Here is a 20,824-nt window from a genome sequence, read left to right on the forward strand (position 1 = left end):
CCGGGCGAGTCCGGAAGACACCCCGCTGCCCGTTTACGTGCCGTAAGTAAACGAAGAATGCGGCGTTCAGGCAAGCAAAGAAGTGTTCCGGGCGGGAAGAAACCGCCTGACCGGACGCGTCATGAGAACGCCGCCATTATGCCGCGCAGTTCCGCCAGCCCGCGCATGCGCCCGATCAGCGGATAGCCCGGAGTGCTGTGTCCGCCCAGATCGCTCAGCAGTTCTTGTCCGTGGTCAGGCCGCATCGGAATTTGCCAGTCGCTGCGTCCTTGGGATTTGCGGCGGCGCTGTTCGTTCATCAACTCGCGAATGGTTCCGACCATGTCGGTGTCGCCCTCCAGATGCGGGGCCTCGTAGAAATCCGGCTTCTGTCTGTCCGACCCTGCGATGCGTCGGGTATTTCGCAAGTGAACAAAGTGAATCCGGCCGCCATGCCGGCGCACGAAATCCGGCCCATCGAATTCAGGGGAAACACCCAGGGATCCGGTACACAACGTTGCACCATTCGACGGTATATCAACGGCATCCAAAACGGCGCCGTAGTCATCGGACCTGGACATGATCCGCGGCAGGCCAAGCAACGAGAATGGCGGGTCATCAGGATGGCAGCACAAGCGCAGCCCCAGTTCTTGGGCCACTGGAGCGACCTCGGACAGGAAATCGACAAGGTTTGCGCGCAGCCGGTCACGGTCGATATGCGCATATGTCTGCAACAAAGCGCGCACGTCCTGCACGCTCCACTGATCGTTGGCGCCGGGCAATCCCGCAGTGACATTGTGCTGTAACTGGGCTTTGGATTCATCCAACATGTGCAAGAAGCGATTCTTGGCCGTTTGCTGGACGGCGCTGGAATAGTCTTCGGGCGCGCCCGGACGTTCGAGAATATGTATGTCAAATACAGCAAAGTCGGTCAGGTCGAACAGCATGGCCGTTCCGCCATGCGGCTGCGGGGCGCGAAGGGCGGTGCGCGTCCAATCCAGGATCGGCATGAAGTTGTAGCAAACGACTTTGACGCCACGGGCGGACAGGGCCCGGAGGCTGGATTTGTACGCCTTCAGATGCTCGGCCATGTCCGCCGACTGCGTCTTGATCGCCTCGGAGACGGGCAGGCTTTCGACAACGTCCCAACTGTACCCGGCCGCGGCCAGAACGGCCTGCCGGTCGGCGATGCTCTGTTCATCCCAGGGCTGTCCCGGAGGGATGTGATGCAGCGCGGTGACGATGCCCTGAACCCCGACCTGATGGAGATCGGCCAGGGCGATCGGATCCTCGGGTCCGAACCAACGCCAACATTGTTTCATGGCAGCCATCCTTCATACAGCGGGTGATCGGGCCTGACAGGAAGAGCAACGCGCTGCCCGGTACGCGCCGCGTGATAAATCGCCGTCACAAGGCCGATGGACGCAGCGCCATCCTTCAACGTAACGGCCGAATTTGCCTCGGACCGCAGCGCCTTGCCGATTTCAGTAAAGAACCCTTCGAACCCCGTTGGTTCGGCAGCGGCAGCGGCAAGAGCCGCGTCGATAGCGGCTTGATCCGCCGGATCCCGTGCGACGAATGACCAGGGCGTTTGACCCGGAGCGTAAGGTTCGGTGCCAGAAGTGGCAGTCACCTTTTCAAAGACGAACCGCAGGCGGGTTTCGTCCTTGGCTGCGCCCAAGGTGATATTGCTTGTGCACAAGGCTCCGGAAGTCATGCCGAAGCAGATCGCGGCGCAGTCTTCGGTCTCGATCGGGTTGACCCGCGTTGTGGTCATCGCAGACACCCAGGCGATATCACCCGCAATATGAGTCAGCAGATCATGGTTGTGGATGGCATGGCCCAGAACCGCGCCGCCGCGTTCACCCGCCCATGTTCCGCGCCACGGCACCGCGTAATAGTCTGCCCCTCGGGACCAATGGGTTTCAAGCGCGGCAGTTTGGACCGCTCCGGTCAGGCCTGCGCGTTGTAGGTGGCGCAGTTGGGCCAGTGACGGGCCCCACCGGTATTGAAAGACCGGGAACACCTGCTTGCCCGCGCTGCGTGCGGCTGCCGTGATCCGATCCACATCCTGCATCGAGGTCGCAAGAGGCTTTTCGCAGACAACGTGTTTTCCAGCAGCCAGTGCCGCAAGCGTGATTGGTACATGCAGATGGGGCGGCAGGCAGATGTCGATGACATCAATCGCGGGATCATCCAGAGCATCCTGAATGTTGGTCAATGCTTGAAAACCCGAGTTCTGCCGTATCTGTTCGATCCGGTCCGTGTTCTGGTCGACCACGGCGGCTACGCAAAAGGTGCGGTCAAGCCGTTCCAGAGCGTCCAGATGTTGCGCACCGATACCTGCGCCGAGGATCGCAACGTTGATCATCTGCGTTCCGCCATTTCCTGCGCGCGCAGTGCCAGTTCCATGACCGTAAAGCAGTGGGTCTGCGACATCGCGGTTTCGGTCCGGTTGCGGATGTCATCGGCCAATCGCGCGAAGTAGGGAAGGCCGGCGTCGGAGGCGTCAATCTTTTGGCAGGTTTCACCATTGACGAGGATCAGATGATCTGTCCCTACGGCTCCGCCCACATCGACGTATTTCCGCAACTCGATATATCCTTCGGTGCCCAGGATCGTCAGACGACCATCCCCCCAGTTCGGCAAGGCCTCCGGCGTGAACCAGTCAACCCGGATGTATCCGGTGCCATTCTCGCTGCGCAGATTGACCTCGCCGAAATCCTGCAGTCCGGGATCTTGAGGGTTTGCATAGTTCGCCACATAGGCGTTCGTGATTTCTGCGGTTTTCGAACCCGTGTAGTGCAGGAACTGATCAATCTGATGAGAGGCGATGTCGGTCAGAATGCCGCCATATCGGTCACGCTGAAAAAACCATTCTGGCCGGGTCGCCCGGTTCAATCGGTGTGGGCCAAGTCCGACCGTCTGGACCACGCGCCCGATGGCACCGGCCTCGACCAGCTCGGTGGCCCGGGTGCTGACGGGCGTTTCGAACCGCTCCGAGAAGTTCACCGACCAGATCCGACCGGTGTCCGCGACCGTTTGCTTGATTTGCTCGAGTTGTTCGAACGTCGTGCAGCCCGGCTTGTCGCTCATGACATCCATGCCATTCTGCATGGCGCGGATCGTCAACGCGGCCCTATCTGCCGGTATTGCCGAAATCAGCGCCAGATCCGCGCCGCAGGTCAGGGCGTCTTCCAGTCGGGCCAGCCGCGGAATATCGGGAAACCTTTTGACGTAGCCCGCCAGCGTTTCCGGATCGCCTTGTGTCCAATAGCCAACGCAGTCCACGCCGATTTTGCGCATGTTTTCTGTCATGCCATAGATATGGCGGTGGTCCAGGCCAAGGGCGACGCAGGTCAGGCTCATGAGATGACCCGTGTTTTCTGGCCGGTTTGATTGGCGATCTGCATCGCGTCTATGACGGCGTGTGTCAAAAGGGCACTGTGTCCGGTGGCCATGGGCAGCGTTCCACTGGAAACGGCCTTGGCAAAATCCTCGATGACCGCCTGGTGCCAGGCATGTGTGAACGCCATGGGATCGGCCCCTCCGCCTGTGGCGGCGGTCTCGCCGACCGTGGATTCCCGGCCGTCGAAAGTGGTCACGGTCAGGGCACCTGACTCCAGATGCGCTTTGGCTAGGGTGCCCTGGATCGTGATGGACTCAGCAGACCCGGGAAATTCGGCGGTGGTTGCCATCAACGTGCCCACCGCGCCGCTGTCCATTTCAAAGACTGCACCTGCCCAATCCTCGGCCTCGAGATCGTGTAGTGGAGTTTTCCTCATCACGGCCTGAATGTTCGAGATCGGCCCCAGCATCCACATCGCTAAGTCAAGCGTGTGGATTGCCTGCGAGATCATGACGCCGCCACCGTCGCGTGCATAAGTGCCGCGACCCGGTTCGTCATAGTAGCTTTGATCGCGCCACCAGGGGACACGGATCTCGACCGTGGCGATCGCGCCCAACTCGTCCTGTTCGATGGCTGATTTCAGCGCCTGCGAGGCGGCGCGGGCGCGGTGCTGAAAGACGATGCCCAGCGGCACGCCAGACATCTGGCACTGCTCGACAATGGCTGTCGCGGCGTCCAGCGTTCTTTCGATGGGTTTTTCCATAAGGATCGGTTTCGAAGCGGTCGAAAGAACCCGCACCAACTCTGTGCGCTGATCGGGCGGGGTTGCGATAATCGCAAAGTCAACGTTTGGGTCGTTTGCAATTTCCTCAACCGAGCCGAATGCGCGGGTATCGTTTCGCCGCGCGAACTCAGCTGTTTTTTCAGGATTGCGCCCGAGGACGCCGGCAAGACTGAGGCCTTGTTCCGATGCCCGAATGGCGGCGACATGCGTGCCAGAAACCATCCCCAAACCAATCAACGCTATATTCATTCAATCCCCCGGATCACCCGGTCAGTCTGCGGGTTCGAACGGGAAAGATGCAACCATTAAAAACTGTGTTAACAATTGCGGGCGGCAGTATCGGAGGCAGAATTGACTGGCAATTTGAATGGGATGGCAGAAGACCTGTATCTGTGCATCAAGGACCTGCCGATCGTGTCTCCGCATGGTCACTGCGATCCGGGGTGGTTTGCAACCGATGCGCCGTTTCCCAACCCGGCAGAGCTGTTGGTGGTTCCCGACCACTACGTGTTCCGTATGCTCTATTCGCAGGGCGTTCCCTTGTCAGAACTCGGCGTTGGGGAAGAGGGGCGAAAGAAGGATCCTCGCGCCGTTTTTCGCACCTTTTCCGAACACTGGCATCTGTTTCTGGGAACGCCATCCCGGATCTGGATGAACTACGTTCTGCATGAAACGCTGGGCGTGTCTGACGAGTTGTCTTCGCGCACGGCAGACCTGATCTATGAAAAGATCTCAGAAAAGCTCGCGCAACCCGAATTTCGCCCGAGGGCTTTGTTCGACAGGTTCGGGATCGAGGTTCTGGCCACCACGGATTCCGCTCTCGACGGCCTCGTGGAGCATCAGGAGATCCGTGCAAGCGGTTGGGGCGGGCGGGTTGTTCCGACGTTCCGCCCAGACGGGGTTTTGGATGGGGCGGATCCGGAGTTCGTACAGAACCTGAACAAGTTGGCTGAACTGACAGGTTGCGATCTGGGCAGCTATGATGGCTATCTCGATGCGCTGCGGATGCGGCGGGCTTATTTCATCCAGCTGGGCTGTACAGCCACCGACCACGGTATCGAACGCGTGCAGACCGAGTGGCTGGAAGATCCGGATGCGATGTACCAGCGGCTGAGACGGAGGGAAGGGACCGAACAGGATGCTCGCCGGTTCTATGGGCATATGCTGATCGAAATGGCACAGATGTCTGTCGATGATGGTCTTACCATGCAGATACATGCTGGGAGCAAGCGCAACACGAACCCCGCTGTAATGCGGGACTTCGGACGGGATAAGGGGGCCGACATTCCAATAGCGATGGACTGGGTCACGGGCCTTGAGGCACTGTTGAACCGGGTCGGAAACACGGCGGAACTGCGCATCATTCTGTTTACACTGGACGAAAGCTCCTATGCCCGTGAACTGGCCCCGATGGCGGGACATTGGCCATGCCTTCGGATAGGGCCGCCTTGGTGGTTCCATGACAGCCCAGCCGGGATTGCGCGGTATTTCGATCAGGTTGTTGAAACGGCCGGATATTTCAATTTGGCCGGATTCAATGACGACACGCGAGCCTTTCTGTCCATTCCTGCACGACACGACCTTTGGCGGCGGGGAGTGGCGATTCATCTGGCCGAGCAGGTTGCGCGCGGTTACTTCGGTCGGGACAGTGCCGAGCATCTTGCGCGGTTGCTGGCGGTTGATCTGGCGAAACAGGTTTACGGGTTGCAAAGCTAAATGGGTACAATTCTTCATTTCGGCCTTGGAAACTTTGCCCGGGCGCATTTGCTGGACTACACCGATCAAGCGGGCGGATGGGACGTTGTCGGCGTCAGCCTGCGTTCATCCTCGGTTCGGGATGGATTGGCCCGTCAGGGTTTCGAGTACGACCTGTGCGTACAGGGGCAGGGCGTCCGGCGCATCAAGGCTCTGCGGGACGTTCTGGTCGCGCCCGAGGATCGTGCAGCGGTTTTAGACGCGATGGCGGATGCCGAGATTATCTCGGCGACCGTGACCGAGAAAGGTTATCATTTGGATGCCGCGGGCAAGCTGAACCTTCAGGACTCGGCGATTGCCGCCGATCTGGCGGGGCAAGGGCCTGCGACGCTGATCGGGTTTCTGGCTTTTGGCCTTGCGGAACGGCGAAAGCCAGTGACGGTGCTGAGTTGCGACAACCGCATGGAAAACGGAAAAACGCTCGAGATGGCCGTTTCCGATTTTGCGAATGCAGCCGGTCTGGACGTCAATTGGGATGCCGTTTGCTTTCCCAACGCGATGGTCGACCGGATTACCCCGGCCACTACGGACGCCGTTCGCGCAATCAGCGGCGACCCAATGGCCGTTCCGACCGAAGCGTTCTCGGAGTGGGTGGTCGAAGACAATTTTGCCGGTCCGCATCCGGATTGGCCTGGCGTGCAACTGGTCGATGATGTGGCCCCGCACGAGATGCGAAAGCTGCGCATGTTGAACGGTGCCCATTCCCTGTTGGCTTATGCAGGTTTGGAGCGGGGCCTGACCTACGTTCACGAAGCGGTTCGAGACCCGGTTTTGCGCCCGCTGGTTTCCGGGTTGATGAAGGATGCGGGCGCAACGCTGCCCGCTGCGCTGCAAGCGCAGGTCATGGACTATGCCGAGGCTCTCTTGCGCCGGTTTGAAAACCCCGAGCTGGCGCACCGTTTGGACCAAATAGCGATGGATGGCAGCCAAAAGCTGTCCTATCGGTTTATTCCCACACTCCGTGAAACCGGGTCTCAGGCGGTGATCGCGGGGGTGCGGGCCTGGATTTCCTATTGCACGTCCGAGACCGCCAAGGGCAGGGCGCTGAATGATCCTTGCGCGTCGGAGATTGACGCAGCGGTAAAGCAGCAAAATCCGCTAGTGCCGCTTTTGCGTCTTGTCGGCGCCGAAGACCTCGCGCCACTTATCCGGGAATGATGGCGCCGCGGAACTGAACAACGGTGGATGCCAGATTGTGTCCAGCCATCAGGGCCTCGGCCTGTGATTTCCCGGTCAGCAAGGCCGCGAGGTACCCACCGTTGAAACTGTCGCCCGCTGCTGTGGTATCCAGTACGCTCTTGGCAGGTTCATAGGTTTGTTCAATGTTCTGACCGATGGACAGAGGGCCATTCTCTCCGCGTTTCAACGCACCGATGCCGTGATGGACGGCAAAGCGTGCTGCCACCTGATCCGCGCTTTCCCCGAACAGTGCCATCTCGTCGTCGATGGATGGCAGGGCAATGTCAGCACGCCGCCAAAGCCGCTGGTTGATCTGCCGGGCGTGTTCAACGCTGTCCCAAAGACGCGGACGAAAGTTGCTGTCATAGACCAACCGGACGGAAGAACCTTCGAGCCAGTCCAGAAGTGCAAGCCGAACCGCATGCGGAAGAATGGCCACGGAAATACCTGACAAGTAGAGCACGTCGTAACCATTTAGCGGGCTGAAATTGTGATCGGCAAAAAGCTGGCGGGCGGCCGCCTCACTGCGCCAATAGGTAAAGCTGCGTTCACCGTCCGCGGATGTCGTGATTGCGTATAATCCAGGAGAGGCGTTCGGAATGATACGGATGCCGGATGTCCCGATGCGATGGCTGTCGATGAAGTCCGCGATGCGCCCCGAAAACGGGTCGTCACCCAAACATGTCACATACTCCACCTGCAGGTCAGGCGCTGCGCGGCGCATGTAGATGGCTGTGTTCAGCGTATCCCCCGCGACGCCGACCTTTGCGCCGGTTTCCAGCATGGACAATTCAATCATTGCTTCGCCGATGCAGGCAATTCGCGTCATTTCTTTTCTCTTTTCCAGATGATGAGACCGGCAGCCATGATAAGCGCAGCCCCTGCCAACGTGAATGCGTCGGGTACCGTGTCAAAGAACAGATAACCCCAGATCGCAACATAGACTAGGAACGAATAGGTAAATGGCATCAACTGGTTGGCCGTTCCGAACCGATGCGCGTTCGTCAGCAGTTGATGCCCGCCCCAGCCAAAGACGCCAAGGCCGATCAGGACAATCAGGCTCCAGGTGTTTTCCGGCTGGACCCAGAACCAGAGGGCGAAGGGCAACAGAACCACAGTCCCGGTAAGCCCGAGGTAGAATTGCATGGTGTCCACGGCAACAACTCCGGACAGCCTGCGCGTCATGATCGAGTACAGGGCCAACGCCGTGGCGTTGTAGACGATCAGCAACATGGTTGGATGAAAGGCCGAACCAAACGGCCGCACGACAACCAACACCCCCAGAAATCCCAGGATGATGGCCGCCCAACGCCATGGGCCCACGCTTTCTTTCAACACGAAGACGGACAGGAAGCACACGATGACCGGGCTGGAAAACATGATTGCCGATACGACGGTCAGAGGCAAAAACCGCAGGGCATAGAAATTGAAAACGGTCGCCGAGATCAGCAACAAGGCCCGGCTTATGACTTGCCATGGATGGTCCGTTTTGAACCGGCCGGCCTCAATCCCACCTTTGGCGATCACAACCACCGAGATCACGAAGTGCCCCGCATAGCGCATGAACGCCAACTGAAATGCCGGCACGCCGGCCAACGCCAACCACTTGGCCCCAAGGTCCACCAGCGAAAAGATCAGCCACGCCATCAGCATCAGCACGATGCCAAGGCGCGGCAGGTCCGCAGTGGGGTTGGCGGTGACGCCCATCGATCAGGTGTTGAAACGCTTGACGTAGTAGTCAACCATCTGGCTGACCATGTCATCCGCCTGACCGTGGTCGCGCGCGTCCTTCAGCGCCGAAAGCGCCCCCTGCGACATCACGCTTGAAACGCCTGCCTCGCGCGCCATTCGATCATAGTACCCAAGGTCTTTTGCAGCGTTCTTGATGGCAAAGGCCAGCTGGTTTGGATCATTCTCGACACCGTAGGCCTTCACGAAATCCATCATTCCGGAATGCAGCGGCCCTGCGGCCATCACGTCGTACAGCTGCTTGCGGTCAACGCCGGTGATGTCGGCCATGGCAAAGGCCTCGGCCATCGCGTTCGCAACGGTCATTCCGAAGAAGTTGTTGATCAGTTTGATGGTGTGTCCCGATCCGACCGGGCCAAGGTAAAAGACGTTCTCGCCCAGGTCCTTTAGTGTCGGCTCGGCCTTGTCAAAGGCCGCCTTGTCGCCGGAAGTCATGATGTTGAGCTTGCCTTCCAGCGCGTGCGAGGGCGTCCGGCCAAGCGGCGCATCAAGATAGCTTCCGCCGGCTGCGGCAACCTCCTTGGCCAGGGCGCGCGTGCTGCCCGGAAGTGAGGTGCCAAAGTCGATGACGATCGCCCCGGGTTTCAATCCCGCGATCACTCCATCAGCGCCGCGCATACGGCCCTCGACCTGTTCAGAGGTTCCCATGCACAGCATCACGAAGTCGCTGGCCTGAGCCAGTTCCCGGGCGTTTTGCGCCTCGCGAGCGCCCCGGTCAATGGCGGCGTCCAGATGTGTGCGGTCTCGGTTTCCCAACACGGTGACCGAGTATCCCTGGTCCAACAGCCGGCTCACCATGGCTCCGCCCATGAGACCCAGGCCGATAAACCCGATTGATGGTTTGCTCATTGGTTTCCCTTTCCGTGAATGTGTGTGGTTTTCATTCTTGTGTCTGGCGTGTGCGGTTTCGCGGTTTGGATGCTAATTCGCCCGGAGGACAATCGCTGGTTCTTGAGTGGCAGGTATATTGCCGGACCGCATGTACATCAGGCCGGCGCCCGCACTCGAGCTGATCGCGCCTTAAGCCCCATTTCGATCCTTGATGTGACTTCGAGCGTCCGGGCCGCATCCTCGACGTCGATCAGTGGAGACGCGCCGTCGATCACGTCAAGAAAGTGATCCAGTTGCGCCTCCAGCGGTGCGCGTTGCTGTTCCGGTCGTGTAAGTTGGTTTTTTTGGGCCGGAGTGCTCCAATCATTTCCGCGCCACAGGGTCATGGAGGGAAAACTGACAGCGCCGCTGGTTCCCGTGATCCACATCATGTCCTGGTGGGTCGTGCCGATGTTCGGATTTTCGCCGGTTCCGGCTTCAAACCCCCAAGGACTGGGCGCGGTGTCAGCAAAGCTGATGGCGCCCGTCGCGCCGTTTTCGAACGCAATCGCGACCGCGCCGCTTTCTATCCGATCCGATCCGCGGATCGACGCACCGGGCAGGGCGACGACATCCGAGATTTCTCCGATCACAAAGCGCAGGACATCGATATCATGCACCAGGTTGATCATGACCGGGCTGCCATCCGAAGTCCGCCAGTTCTGTTCAAAATAGCTTTCGGGCTTGCGCATGGCCCACAACAACGAGACGTTGATGACTTGTCCGATCGTACCTTTCTCGATCACTTTTTTCAGGTGCTGCAAGGTGCTGTGATACCGCCGGTGGTGCCCCACCAGACTGCGGACTTCGGCTTGACGAACGGCCCTCTTCAGGCGCAGGGCATCATCGACCGACGCGGCAACCGGCTTTTCGATCAGCATGTGCCAACCGCGGGATGCGGCCAGAATGCCATGTTCGGCATGCAGGCGGGTCGGCGTTGCAATGATGACGCCATCCACCGGGTCCCACACCTCGTCCATACTGGCAAAACGCGGCGCGTCGATCTGGATCGAGCCGTCTGGATCGGCCAACCCGACCAACGTGCAGCCGGGATGCTCAATCACGGCGCGCACGTGGCGGATACCTATCAACCCGCCGCCGGCTACAAGGATCCGTTTCACATCACCGCTCCGATCTGCCAGGGAACGAATTCGTAATCACCCAAGCCCTGCGCCTCGGACTTGGTTCGCGCGCCCGAGGCGACTTGGAGCAGTCGTCGGTATATTTCCTGTCCTTTTTCTTCGACGCTGACGCCTTTGGTCAGGATGTCGCCCGCATCAACGTCCATGTCTTCAGGCATGCGCGCTGCCAATTCCGAATTGGTGGCGATTTTGAGCGTGGGCGCCGGTTTCGATCCAAATGCAGAGCCGCGCCCCGTGGTGAAGCACACAAGGTTGCATCCGGCCGCGATCTGCCCTGTCACCGAGGCTGGGTCATATCCGGGGCTGTCCATAAAGGTGAAGCCCTTGGCGGTGATGGGTTCGGCGTATTTGAACACACCGGTCAAAGGGCTGGTTCCGCCCTTCGCCGCCGCCCCCAGCGATTTCTCAAGGATGGTCGTCAGACCCCCTTGTTTGTTGCCGGGGCTTGGGTTGTTGTCCATCGAACCGTGATTGCGGGCGGTGTAGTCCTGCCACCAATCGATCAGTCCGATCAGCCTTTCCCCGGTTGCGCGATCAAGGGCACGGCGGGTCAAAAGGTGTTCGGCTCCGTAAATCTCCGGCGTCTCCGCCAAGACACCCGTGCCGCCTTGGGCGACCAACAGATCGCAGGCGCGTCCAAGCGCCGGGTTCGCGGTCACTCCGGACCAGGCGTCCGATCCACCGCATTGTAGCGCAACCATCAATTCGGACGCAGGGGCTTCGCTGCGCCGCGCCTCATTGGCAATGGGAAGCATCTGATTAATCTTGGTGATGCCCATTTCCACGGTCCGGCGCAGTCCGGCGATGTTCTGGATGTTCATCGTCTGGAAAGTGGGGTTCTGCTTCAGCCCATACGCGTCCAGCAGCCAGTCGATCTGGTTCATCTCGCAGCCCAGACCGACCATCAGAACGGCAGCGTGATTGGGATGTTTGGCAAACCCCCACATGACCCGTTGAAGAGCTTCGAAACCGTCGCCTGAATCGGCCATTCCGCAGCCTGTTCCGTGGACAAAAGCCACCACGCCGTCGACATTTGGATACTCGGCCAGCTTGTCCGGCGTGAAGTGATTGGCGATCATGCGAGCCGCCGTCGCCGAACAGTTCACGGTGGTCAGAACCGCGATGTAATTGCGCGTACCGACCCGACCGTTGTCCCGGTGGTAGCCCATGAACGTATCAACCGAAGCGGCGGGTCTCATAGGCCTGTGATCCGTCGCAAACTCATAGTCCACGCTGGTGTTGCGGAACTCGACATTGTGGGTATGCACATGATCGCCGGGGTGGATCATTTGGGTCGCGTAACCGATGATCTGGGCATATTTTCTTACCGGATCGCCCGGTACAATCATCTGCGTGGCGACCTTGTGGCCCGAGGGGATGCGCGCATTGGTCGTGACATCCTCGACCAAACTGCCGGCCTCCAGAGGCCGAGTTGCAACCACCACGCTATCCGTTCGATCTAAACGTACAAAAGTCATAATCAGCTTTCCTGGTAGCCGGATCTAAGCGCAAAAGGGCGAGTCCGATGTCCACCGGTGAATATCTATGTGCGGTTGCCCGGACAGCCTTGCCCGCGCCGCCTCCCAATTTGACTTGCAGACACGCCAATCCCGCAGCTCGGTTTCGGGGCGCGATCTGGACCTCGCGATGAAGCTTGGGAAATGGTCTCGACCGGTGGGTTGGTCTGCTGCACTGAAGCGGATGTCGAACGACCAGCGGAACCGATCCGTTTCATTGACCAGTGACGCATGTGGTGTCAGAGGGTGAAACAGGATGATCCCGCCCGCCTTGACAGGCAGGGGCAGGGCGCGGTCTTCGTCAATGAACCCGTCGGCAATGCCTGTCTGCGTCCGCGCACAATGCGGCAGGATGGATTGGTCCTGTGCCTTTGGCAGCACTTGCAGGCAGCCGTTTTCGACCGTTGCATCGTTGACGGCGATCCAAACCGTGACCATGTCGGTCTGGTCCGCATCCTCCAACGCAACTGCCCGGTCCTGATGCCAGTCCGTTGCGGTGATATGCGCCCGCACCTCGTCCTTGGACAGCTTGAGGGCAGGGGGCTTCAGCCGAACATGCTGGATCGGATTGCTGACCAACTCTGGCCCGATCAACTGCTCGACGATGTCCAGCATGGGTTGGGCCGTCAGCAAGTCGAACACGGCGGGCCCAATATGGAAAGGTGTGTCCGCCATGATCCGGTCGCCGGGCAATGAGATGTCCAGCGGCTGGAAATAGTCGCAACCGGCCTGATAGGCGGACAGGAGTTTGTCCCAGAAAGACATTCCGGACGGCTCGTCCTTGACCAGCCCTTTTTCGTACCAACCGTCATAGAGCCGGTTCAGGACATCCGAGTATTCGGACTGCACCCGATCCAGGACATCACCGGGAATTACATCCTTGACCACGAGGTATCCATCGGTCTGGAACTTGCCAATCTGTTTCTGTGTCAGCATGTGTGCAACCTCACAAAAGCAGCGCGATGATGCCCGGCCAGATCAGAAGAACGGAAAGTGCCAGCAACTGGATCCCGATGAATGGCAGGAAGCCGCGGAAGATATCCGTCAGGCTGATATGCGGCGGAGCCACAGATTTCAGATAGAACGCAGCCGGGCCGAACGGGGGCGACAGGAAGCTGACCTGCATGTTCATACAGAACACGACGCCAAACCAGATCGCGACATGACTCGGTTGCAACTCGCCAATGAGACCGATTTCCTCGATAGGAAGGCGCAGGACGATCGGCAGAAAGACCGGAATGATTAACAGCACGATGCCGACCCAATCCATGAACGCGCCCATGAACAGCAGGATCAGCATCATTACCAGAATGACCAGCATGGTCGGCAGGTCTTGCCCGACGATCAGGTCGGCCACGTATTGAGGTCCGCCGGCAATGGTGTAGGCACCCGCCAGCGCGGCGGCCCCGATGGTTACCCATATGATGGTGCCTGTGGATTTGAGCGTCCGCATCAAGCTGTCCCAAACCAGCTCGAATGATCCTTCGCCCCGCAGAATGGCGATGATCAGAACAGCGAAGGCACCCATGCCTGCAGCCTCGGTGATGCCCGTGATCCCGCCATAGATCGAGCCGAGCACGACGCCGATGACGACCAGCGGCGCGACGAGACCTTTGCCCATTTCCCAGCCGATTTTTGCGCGCTGTCTCCCAAAGACAAAGAAGATCAGCAGTAGGGCGACGATGGTGATGCTGGCAAACCAAGGCAGGTAGTCAGCCGTACCCAGCCGTGCGGGCTCGCCCTGGCTGGCAGCGTTCGAGCCGGAAAGCTCGAAGAACGCAGCCCGGATAAAAAGAACAGTAGAAAAGCCAGCGACGACGATGCTCATGAAGGCCGCAAACAGTTTGCGCTTTTCGGCCGGTTCGGGGTCGCTCGGGTCCGGTTTCGGCAGCGGCGCGTGGTGAGGATTCAGCCGCGTGCGAATGATGATGTACAGGATGATCATCGAGGCCAGCATGAAGCCGGGAATGAAAGATGCGGTGAACAGCGACTTGATCGAGGTTTCGGTGATCAGCCCATAGATGATCAGAACGATCGAAGGCGGGATCATTGTACCCAGCGACCCCGAGGCGCAGATGACGCCGATCGCGAGGTTCTGATCATAACCGAGGCGCAGCATCTGGGGCAGGGCGATCAGGCCCAGCAGGACAACCTCACCGCCGATGATGCCGGACATGGCCGCCATGATCACTGCCATGATCGAGGTCACGATCGCGATACCGCCACGCGTTCTGGACAGCCATACATTCAGCGACGAATACATGTCGCGCGCGATCCCGGACCGCTCTAGCAGCGACGCCATGAAGATGAACAAAGGCACGGAAATAAGCACGTAGTCCGTTAAGAGCCCGTATATCTTTTGCGCCAGGATATAGAGCGGCCCAGTGCCTGGCCGCCCGGTGAGAATCCCGTCGCCGAATGAAAACGGGTTCAAAAGAAGTGTCGGTTCGAACTTCAGGACAAGAACCAGAACCGCAAGCGAAGCCGAGGCCAGACCCAGGGGCATCCCGATCGCCAGGAGAATGATCAGGGCGACCATCAGGATGAGTGAGATTGTTCCAATATCCATCAGTCTTGTCCCACCGCCCTTTTGATCATTTCAATTTCGTCTTCGTCCGGTTCATCTGTGTGGATTTCCGGTTCTTTGTTCCAATCCGCGACCAAGTTCAAAATTGCCTGCATTGCGACGAGCGTAATCACGATCAGTACCATCGGCTGCAACGTCGCCGGGATCGGAGGATTGAAGGCGGAGCCGTAAAGCTCCCATTTATAGAGCTTGTTGACGAACACCTGTTTGTAACTGCCGTAGACCAGAAAGAAGGCAAACAGGACGATCAGTATTGTTGAAACCGTGTCAAAAACGCGCTGAAGCCAACGTGGAACTGCGTCGTAAAGCAGGAATATTCGTATGTGACTGCGTTGCTGCATGGCATAGTAGCCAGACATCAAAAACACAAAGCTGGCGAACCACAGTGTCATTTCGTTGGCCCACTCGGTCGGCTTCTCAAGGATATAGCGCATGAAGACTTCGTAGAGCATGACGACAGTCATGATTGCGATCATCATCATCGTAACTCGGCCGATGAACAGGGCGAAACGATCCATAACCGTCGAGCCTTCGAACTCCATCGTCGCCGGGCGCACGGTCTTTGTACCAATCACTGCAAGAAACGGCAGAAGGACGAGCGCAGCCACGTCGATGATGTCGACAAACCCCCCGAACACACCAGGCAATTCGGGCGTGACGTCGCTGCGTAGATATATTTCCGTTACCTGACTTTTGAGGGATTCAGAGGTGTAAGGCAGCCAATCCAACAGGAATGCTGGAAGATGCCAAACAAGCCAACTGGCAGTCGCGACGAAGGCCAACGGTATGAGCCATTCAATTGGTCCGCCTGAATTCTTGTGCATCGCGTAACCCTCGTCCCTATCCTTCGATCCTGTAATGATCGATAAAGTCTCGATCCGGCTCGACACCCAGTCCGGGGCCAGTCGGGATCATGACACGGCCATTATTGGCCTTGACCTGATTTTGAATTTCCAGCGGTACGGTCAGCAGATCGTCCCGAAACTTGTTGTCCGTTGTGTCGAACTCCAGCATCGGCTCCCAAGGATGCAAACCGCCTGGAATTGCTGGCATGGCCGCCAGTAGGTGCAGATTAGTTGCGACGGCGATGGCGCTGCCCCAGACGTGATTTACGACCGGAGTGAAATGTGCGTGGCATAGGGCCAGTACCCTGAGATACTCTGAAACACCGCCCAAAGCGCATACTTCTGGCTGCGCTATGTCTATACCTCGATTTTCAAGAAGACTGCGCCAGGCCCAGCGATTGAATACCGCCTCTCCGCCCGAGATGTTGACTTTAAGCGAAGCGCGCAATTCTCGGTATCCTTCCATGTCTTCTGGCGCGACGGGTTCTTCGAACCAATATGCGTCCAGTTCTTCCAGCGCCCGACCGACAAAAAACGCGTCCGAAGTCGTATAGGCATGGTTCGCATCGACCATAAAAGGAAAGTCGTCACCAACTCCGCGTCGAACTGCTTCGCACAGTTTCACATCAGGCTTCGGGCCAAAGCCCGTTTTCATTTTGGTGGCGGTAAATCCCATTGCCTTGATCTTAGCGGCTTCATCCTCAAAACGGCTGGCCAGATGAGAAATCGGTTCATCCCGGAGCATCATTCCGTAGCCGTAGCAAGGAACGCTTTTGCGATGCGCGCCCCCGACAAGTTTATGGAGGGGGAGGCCAGAGATTTTTCCGGTGATGTCCCAAAGTGCGATGTCCACCCCGGACAAAGCCTGTATTGGCATTCCGCCTTGGCCATGGTCTCGCAAAAGGTTGTACACCTTGTGCCAGATCACGTCTTTGTCCAAGGGGTCCAAGCCGAGGACCATTGGTTGGATTACCTTTTCGACGATGGACTTGTTGGCTATGGCTACGTTTCCGGGACCAAAGCTCTCGCCCCAACCGGTTACCCCTTCATCTGTCTGAATCTCGACCAGATGGGTTGTGCGCCTGTCATAATACTGTTGCGAGTAGCCCAGAACTTCCGGCATGTCGTACTGCAGTACATGACTTATAATTCTGGTAATTTTCATGAAGTTCTGAACCCTGGCGCAGATGCGGAGAGGCCGCTGATGCGGCCTTTCCGAGTGTCCTAATGCGGTCGAAGCCTGATTACTGCATTGCGCCCAGGTCACGCAGGAAGTTGATGTGGCTTTCCAAAAGCGCCTGTGCCTCAGGAGTCGTTGCGAACTCAGTCCAACCAACCTGAACGGCCGCGCGATACGCTGCCAGGTCTTCAGGCGACCATTCGTACAACTGAACACCTTTTGCCTTCAGGTCTTTTGCAGTCTGAGCGTTCTGCACTTCATTGATTGTCGCATTGTGCAATGCCAGGCTATCCATTGCGACTTCCATGATCTTCTTGTGGTGCGCAGGCATCGCTTCCCAGACGTCTTTGCGACAGGCTAGGTGATCTGCGGGCATCGAGTGGAAACCGGGATAGTTTGTATGACCTGCGATCTCGTACAGACCGAGGCCCACGTTGTTAGTCAGGTTCGCAGCATCCGCACCATCAATGATGCCGGTTTCCAAAGCCGTAAAGATTTCGTTGAAGTCCATCACGATCGGAGAAGCACCAAGTTCCGCGAACACTTTGGTTGCAAGGCCCGGAGGCGAGCGGAATTTCCAATCCTTGAAGTCTTCCACTTTTGCAATCGGCTTGGTCGAAGAAAGCGACTCCGGCCCGGGAATCCACCATCCGATGAACTCCATGTCGTAGCCGTTGTATAGATCGTTTACAGCTTCTCTTCCGCCGCCATGAAGAAGCCAAGCCATTTGCTGGTATGGGTTCTGATATCCGCCGAGCAGGTCACCCGCAAACTGGAAGGCCGGGTTTTTCCCGGTCTGATAGCCGCCGCCCGTCATGTCGCAATCCAGAATTCCCGTAGCTGCGGCATCGAAGGTTTCAACTGATTTGACCACCGAAGAGGAATAGAACATTTCAACTTCGATTTCGCCGTTCGACATTTCCTGAATGTCTTCAACGAATTTTGCAGCCATCTGGCCAGACAGAGTTTCGGGCGAAAAATGCGTTTGAATTCTAAGCTTCGTTGTTTCGGCCATCGCGAAACCGGCTGCCATTGTCGTGGCTACGGCCGCCACGGCCGCTGTCTTGACTATTTTCATATTGTCCTCCCAGACGTTGTGCGTTGCGCGGTGTGGAAGATCTTGCCGCCTCCTTTGCTGTCACGCAGGTAAACGTTAAGCCGACGAATCGAATGCAACAAGAAAAAATTGAAATTTCTAAAAATTTCGAGATTCTTGCGATAATTCGAAAATAAGGTTAGGACGCTACTTGGACAAAACTTTAAGGTGCATGCTGGGATGAACGAAGAAATAGATATTTATCAAGACCTTAAGATGCGCCTGATCTCTAATGGATTCGAGCATGGAGCCAAGGTGCGGGCCGAAGAACTACGTAAAGTGTATGGCTGTTCCGCAAGTGCGGTTCGTGAAGTCCTTTTTCGTTTGGCCGCTGTTGGTTTGGTGGACTTTCAGGAACAAAAAGGTTTCCGCGTACCAAAGCGTTCACCGCAGAAGCTTATCGAATTGACGCACGTCCGTGTTCTGTTGGAGGCCGAAGGCACCGCAATGTCGATCCGAAATGGCGGGGTGGATTGGGAAGCAAGATTGACGGCTGCACATCACAAACTCAGCCATATCGAAAAACGCATTCACGCCACGGACGACCCAAGCGACCTTGTCGAGATCTGGTTTGCCTCGGAGAAGGAGTTTCACCAGACGCTTATTTCTGCCTGTGGCTCGGAAACCTTAAAACAATTGCATAGCCGGATTTACGCGCAATTCAGACAGCAGTTGATGGTGGCAGACCGGAACTTTGAGTTCATTTCTCAGAACATAAGACATCATGCAGATATACTTGAAGCGGCATTATCAGGGGATGAGCAGTTAACACGGGAGAAAATCCACAATCATCTGAAACGCCATCTAACCGGAAAGACGATGGGCGATTAAGGCCGAAAATCGTCTTCTAAATACACCTGAATGATATCATCAAAACTTGATTCCGCCTCAAACCCCAGCTTCAGAGCGCGATCTGTTTGAAAGTCGCGCGGCCAATTCTTGACTATTCCTTCAATTGCCTTGTCCGGTTTTCGCCTGATTAGGCCAACAGCGTCTTGACCGGCGACATTGCGCAGAGCTTCGATTTGTTCGGCGACGGTGCAACTGACACCTGGCATGTTCAAGGCGCGTCGGTCATTCAAAAGCTGCGTGTCCAATGTTGCGGCGTGGGTCAAAAAAGTCGCAGCGGCGCGGGGGCTAGCGTGCCAGTGTCGAACAGTTTCGGCAACTGGCAAGACAGCCTCATCCCCATTCAATGGCTCGCGGATTATTCCTGAAAAGAAGGACGAAGCGGCAGCGTTCGCCTTGCCCGGGCGGACACACAATGTGGGTAAGCGCAAGGAAACACCGTCGATATATCCTTTCCTGCTGAAATCCGTGATCATCAGTTCAGACGCCGCTTTCTGCGCTCCGTAACTGGTCAAAGGTGCCGAAAGGAACTCATCGCTTATCTTTTCAGGGAACGGTGACCCGAACACCGCTATGGATGAGGCAAAAACCAGGCGAGGAGTGTACTCCCTTCCTGATGCCTCGTGTTCATCCTTAAGTGCGTTCAGCAGTGCCCACGTCGCCATAAGGTTTACATCCCAGCCCAACGCAAAGTCTGTCTCGGCTTGGCCAGAAACGATCGCTGCAAGATGGAAAATGACATCCGGTCGCTGCGCAGCAAAAGACTTAGCCATGCCTGACGCGGTCAAGTCCCCTACAATCTGATTACCTGCCGCACTATCGGGTGGGAACGAGAGATCGAACAGTGAAACTTGGGCATCCGCTCCAAAAGTTTCATGGGGCGAAAGGCGATGGGCCAGTTTCTGACCCAGCATTCCTCCACCGCCTATGACAAGGATCCGCGTCATAGCAATCCGTTCCGTTTTTTGAGTTCCAGATACAAAGCTGAATGATCCAGTTCGGCCCCATCCATTTCGTCTATCAGATATTCGAAACGGTCGCGCACAGATTGGGTGCTAGGTAGCTCAACGCCAAGGCTTCGCGCTTCCTCCAGCGTGTTGTCCAAATCCTTTAACTGAAACTTGGACAAACCTCCGGGTACAAAATTTCCGTCAGACATGCGTTCGCCATGTTGTTGCAAGATAATGCTATCAGCAAATCCCCCCTTCAGTGCGGCCCTCAACGCGGCAGGGTGTGCCCCGCCTCGCTGAGCCAGTAAAGTCGCTTCGGCGACAGCCGATATAGTCACAGCGACAATCGTCTGGTTGGCCAATTTGCATAATTGACCAGAACCACTTGGGCCTACATGCACAGGGCGGCCCATTGCTGACAGAACCGGTCGGACGCGCTCCATAACGTCCTGATCACCACCGACCATGATCGCAAGCGTGGCAGCTTCGGCACCTTTGGTGCCGCCGGAAACCGGGGCATCCAGATGCTGCAACCCCATCGAAGACAATTGCGCGGATTGTTCTCGGGCGTGTTCGGGTTTGGCGCTGGACATATCAATCCAGATCATTCCGGGTTTGAGTTGTTTGCGGAAAGCCTCGTCAGAAAGTAGCGCGCCGGTCGCGTATCCGTCCGACAGCATCGTTACAATTACGTCTGCACCCGAAACCGCCAGCGGGGCAGTTTCCGCCAATGTCGCGCCTTCCGCCGTCAACGGTTTTGCCTTATCCAAGCTGCGGTTCCATACAGTTAGCGGAATTTCGGCGCGCAAAATATTCCTCGCCATAGGAGCGCCCATCAAGCCGGTTCCCAATAGAGCTACTTTGAACTGCTTGCTCATAATCCTCTGTCCTTCCGAAGGTGCGCCACGCATGGTTATGGCCAAACCAAAATCTCTGTCATACGCTAACGGCTCTGGGCCCACATGCCAGAAGTCGTTGCAAATCCACCAAGGT

The 20,824-nt window shown here is 57.4% G+C and carries 18 protein-coding genes and 1 pseudogene; 3 read left to right on the top strand and 16 right to left on the bottom strand.

Translation table 11 applies throughout. The annotated features are described in order from the left end of the window. Positions 1–119: 119 nt before the first annotated feature. The 4 genes from uxuA to GOW04_RS01470 are packed head-to-tail and all read right to left on the bottom strand — an operon-like array spanning position 120 to position 4,361. Positions 120–1,301: a mannonate dehydratase gene (uxuA, locus tag GOW04_RS01455; RefSeq protein ID WP_171231331.1), complete on the bottom strand. Its 1,182-nt coding sequence runs from the start codon at positions 1,299–1,301 to the stop codon at positions 120–122. Then, positions 1,298–2,350 carry a Gfo/Idh/MocA family protein gene (locus GOW04_RS01460; protein WP_171231332.1) on the bottom strand — a complete coding sequence of 351 codons (1,053 nt, stop codon included), beginning with the start codon at positions 2,348–2,350 and terminating at the stop codon, positions 1,298–1,300. Before GOW04_RS01460 ends, uxuA begins: the two co-directional genes overlap by 4 nt. After that, a complete protein-coding gene (locus GOW04_RS01465; protein WP_171231333.1) occupies positions 2,347–3,348 on the bottom strand; it encodes a Gfo/Idh/MocA family protein in 1,002 nt (333 codons plus the stop codon). Before GOW04_RS01465 ends, GOW04_RS01460 begins: the two co-directional genes overlap by 4 nt. Further along, positions 3,345–4,361: a Gfo/Idh/MocA family protein gene (locus GOW04_RS01470; RefSeq protein WP_171231334.1), complete on the bottom strand. Its 1,017-nt coding sequence runs from the start codon at positions 4,359–4,361 to the stop codon at positions 3,345–3,347. The genes GOW04_RS01465 and GOW04_RS01470 overlap by 4 nt, the downstream gene beginning before the upstream one ends. 123 nt (positions 4,362–4,484) lie before the next feature. Between GOW04_RS01470 and uxaC the strand changes: the two genes are divergently transcribed. Together uxaC and GOW04_RS01480 are read left to right on the top strand one after the other, a co-directional pair. Then, the gene (gene uxaC, locus GOW04_RS01475) at positions 4,485–5,828 is read left to right on the top strand and encodes a glucuronate isomerase (RefSeq protein ID WP_171232013.1); all 1,344 of its coding nucleotides are present in this window, start codon (positions 4,485–4,487) and stop codon (positions 5,826–5,828) included. Beyond that, on the top strand, positions 5,829–7,025 hold the full coding sequence (locus tag GOW04_RS01480; RefSeq protein WP_171231335.1) for a mannitol dehydrogenase family protein: 1,197 nt from the start codon (positions 5,829–5,831) through the stop codon (positions 7,023–7,025). On the opposite strand, the gene GOW04_RS01485 is transcribed toward GOW04_RS01480, so the two are convergent. From GOW04_RS01485 to GOW04_RS01530, 10 genes and pseudogenes are all read right to left on the bottom strand, one after another. Then, on the bottom strand, positions 7,012–7,875 hold the full coding sequence (locus GOW04_RS01485) for a sugar kinase (RefSeq protein WP_171227992.1): 864 nt from the start codon (positions 7,873–7,875) through the stop codon (positions 7,012–7,014). The genes GOW04_RS01480 and GOW04_RS01485 overlap by 14 nt on opposite strands. Further along, on the bottom strand, positions 7,872–8,753 hold the full coding sequence (locus GOW04_RS01490) for a DMT family transporter (protein ID WP_171231336.1): 882 nt from the start codon (positions 8,751–8,753) through the stop codon (positions 7,872–7,874). The genes GOW04_RS01485 and GOW04_RS01490 overlap by 4 nt, the downstream gene beginning before the upstream one ends. A gap of 3 nt (positions 8,754–8,756) precedes the next feature. After that, positions 8,757–9,683, bottom strand: a pseudogene (locus tag GOW04_RS01495) (NAD(P)-dependent oxidoreductase); the annotation flags it as partial. A 98-nt stretch (positions 9,684–9,781) separates the two neighbouring features. Continuing rightward, positions 9,782–10,786 carry a Gfo/Idh/MocA family protein gene (locus GOW04_RS01500; protein WP_171231338.1) on the bottom strand — a complete coding sequence of 335 codons (1,005 nt, stop codon included), beginning with the start codon at positions 10,784–10,786 and terminating at the stop codon, positions 9,782–9,784. Then, on the bottom strand, positions 10,783–12,285 hold the full coding sequence (locus GOW04_RS01505) for a UxaA family hydrolase (RefSeq protein ID WP_171231339.1): 1,503 nt from the start codon (positions 12,283–12,285) through the stop codon (positions 10,783–10,785). The genes GOW04_RS01500 and GOW04_RS01505 overlap by 4 nt, the downstream gene beginning before the upstream one ends. Before the next feature lie 24 nt (positions 12,286–12,309). Next, complete coding sequence (locus tag GOW04_RS01510; protein WP_171231340.1) at positions 12,310–13,260, bottom strand: phytanoyl-CoA dioxygenase family protein; 951 nt, start codon at positions 13,258–13,260, stop codon at positions 12,310–12,312. A gap of 10 nt (positions 13,261–13,270) precedes the next feature. Next, on the bottom strand, positions 13,271–14,893 hold the full coding sequence (locus GOW04_RS01515; protein ID WP_171231341.1) for a TRAP transporter large permease subunit: 1,623 nt from the start codon (positions 14,891–14,893) through the stop codon (positions 13,271–13,273). Continuing rightward, positions 14,893–15,801, bottom strand: coding sequence for a TRAP transporter small permease subunit (locus GOW04_RS01520; protein ID WP_371808007.1), 909 nt, complete (start codon positions 15,799–15,801; stop codon positions 14,893–14,895). Before GOW04_RS01520 ends, GOW04_RS01515 begins: the two co-directional genes overlap by 1 nt. After that, positions 15,752–16,921, bottom strand: a complete 1,170-nt coding sequence (locus GOW04_RS01525; RefSeq protein WP_171232014.1) for a mandelate racemase/muconate lactonizing enzyme family protein — start codon at positions 16,919–16,921, stop codon at positions 15,752–15,754. The genes GOW04_RS01520 and GOW04_RS01525 overlap by 50 nt, the downstream gene beginning before the upstream one ends. 79 nt (positions 16,922–17,000) lie before the next feature. Continuing rightward, entirely contained in the window at positions 17,001–18,014 is a 1,014-nt protein-coding gene (locus GOW04_RS01530; protein ID WP_152458529.1) for a TRAP transporter substrate-binding protein, read from the bottom strand. 198 nt (positions 18,015–18,212) lie between these two features. Between GOW04_RS01530 and GOW04_RS01535 the strand changes: the two genes are divergently transcribed. Continuing rightward, positions 18,213–18,863, top strand: coding sequence for a GntR family transcriptional regulator (locus tag GOW04_RS01535; RefSeq protein ID WP_171231342.1), 651 nt, complete (start codon positions 18,213–18,215; stop codon positions 18,861–18,863). Here the strand turns inward: GOW04_RS01535 and denD are convergent. Together denD and GOW04_RS01545 are read right to left on the bottom strand one after the other, a co-directional pair. Then, positions 18,860–19,828, bottom strand: coding sequence for a D-erythronate dehydrogenase (denD, locus tag GOW04_RS01540; RefSeq protein ID WP_171231343.1), 969 nt, complete (start codon positions 19,826–19,828; stop codon positions 18,860–18,862). The genes GOW04_RS01535 and denD overlap by 4 nt on opposite strands. Then, positions 19,825–20,742 (bottom strand): NAD(P)-dependent oxidoreductase, encoded by a 918-nt coding sequence (locus GOW04_RS01545; protein WP_371814337.1) that lies wholly within the window; start codon positions 20,740–20,742, stop codon positions 19,825–19,827. Before GOW04_RS01545 ends, denD begins: the two co-directional genes overlap by 4 nt. Positions 20,743–20,824 lie beyond the last annotated feature (82 nt).

Origin of the sequence: Ruegeria sp. HKCCA4812 (assembly GCF_013034245.1) — a bacterium.
Lineage (GTDB): Bacteria > Pseudomonadota > Alphaproteobacteria > Rhodobacterales > Rhodobacteraceae > Ruegeria.